Annotated in this window: 1 protein-coding gene and 1 pseudogene; both read left to right on the top strand. The window is 52.3% G+C overall.

Translation table 11 applies throughout. The annotated features are described in order from the left end of the window. Positions 1–387 precede the first annotated feature (387 nt). A complete protein-coding gene (locus KPG66_RS13440) occupies positions 388–870 on the top strand; it encodes a glycoside hydrolase family 108 protein (protein ID WP_237071161.1) in 483 nt (160 codons plus the stop codon). Positions 871–872: 2 nt separating this feature from the next. Continuing rightward, a pseudogene (locus tag KPG66_RS13435) lies at positions 873–1,168 on the top strand (hypothetical protein); the annotation flags it as partial.

The raw sequence follows: 1,168 nt of genomic DNA, 5'->3' as shown, positions 1-1,168 counted from the left end.
TTTTTCATTTTTTCAACATGCTAATTTTTTATGCTGTATCCATTTAGTAATCCACACTAGTACTTGACATCAAAGTCGAGTGGTGTAAATTGAAGTGAAGGCTTTATTTTTTGAGCGGCTCATCCGATACAGCCAATCTCCATGCCGGTGTCACGCGGTTACGTATCGTTGGCCTATCGATGGGTGCTTGGTATTGCTTCAGTAGTTAATGTTAAACATCGTAGTGCTGATCTGATTGTGCGTTGCGTGGCGCCATAAGCCGAAGCAGCTAGGCAACTTTGAAAGGACTGCAAACAATTTTTAAGGGTCGATGGTCCAACTTTTCGTATTATGTCATGTGAACCGATTCGTGTGTCAGATGAATGAACGTTCCTTTGGTGGCCCAGCATGAGCACTTTTGATGATGCTTTTGACCAGCTCATTGGCAATGAAGGGGGTTATGCCAATTACCCTCAAGATCCTGGCGGTGAAACCATGCGGGGCATCACTCAACGTGTCGCGCTCGCGTGGGGCTATACCGGCCGCATGCAGGATTTGCCGCGTGAGACAGCCAAGCAAATTGCCAAGACGCTTTACTGGGATCCGCTGCACTGCGACAGCTATGATGCGCGTGTTGCGTTTCAGCTCTTAGATGCCAATTACAACGGTGGTCCTGTTGTCGTCTGGATGCAGCAAGCCAGCGGCGCGCTCGCCGACGGCAAACTTGGACCCAAGACGATTGCCGCGATGCAAGCGGTCGACCCAGAGCTATTTATTATGCGTTTTGCGGCCGCGCGCCTGGTCTATCTGACCACGTTGCAAACGTGGCCTAGTTTTGGTCGCGGTTGGGCACGACGAATTGCCACTAATTTGAGGGTAGTCGGAGCTTAATCATGTTACCGATTGTTCTCGCTCTTACGCAGTTTGCGCCCCAAATCGCCCAGTGGATCAGGGGTAGTCGAGCCGAACAGGTCGCGCAGAAAGTGGTCACTATTGCCCAAACGGTCACCGGCACCAGCACGCCCGAGCAGGCGTTGGCTGCGATCCAAGCCAACCCCGAACTTGCCTACCGGTTCCAGGAATCGATCGTTGAAAGCCAAGTCGAGTTGCAGCGCATCGCCGCTGAGTTGGAGAAGGCGCACATCACCGCCAACATTGAAACGGCAAAGGTGAACGCCGCCGACCGCGC

Origin of the sequence: Mycetohabitans sp. B2 (assembly GCF_021733735.1) — a bacterium.
Classification (GTDB): Bacteria; Pseudomonadota; Gammaproteobacteria; order Burkholderiales; family Burkholderiaceae; genus Mycetohabitans; species Mycetohabitans rhizoxinica.
The sequence above is the reverse complement of the archived record's forward strand: the minus strand, read 5'-3'. Positions and strand labels throughout refer to the sequence as shown.

Coding starts and splice junctions, on each gene's coding strand:
- KPG66_RS13440 (WP_237071161.1), top strand. CDS start 388: ATGAGCACTTTTGATGATGCTTTTGACCAGCTCATTGGCAATGAAGGG.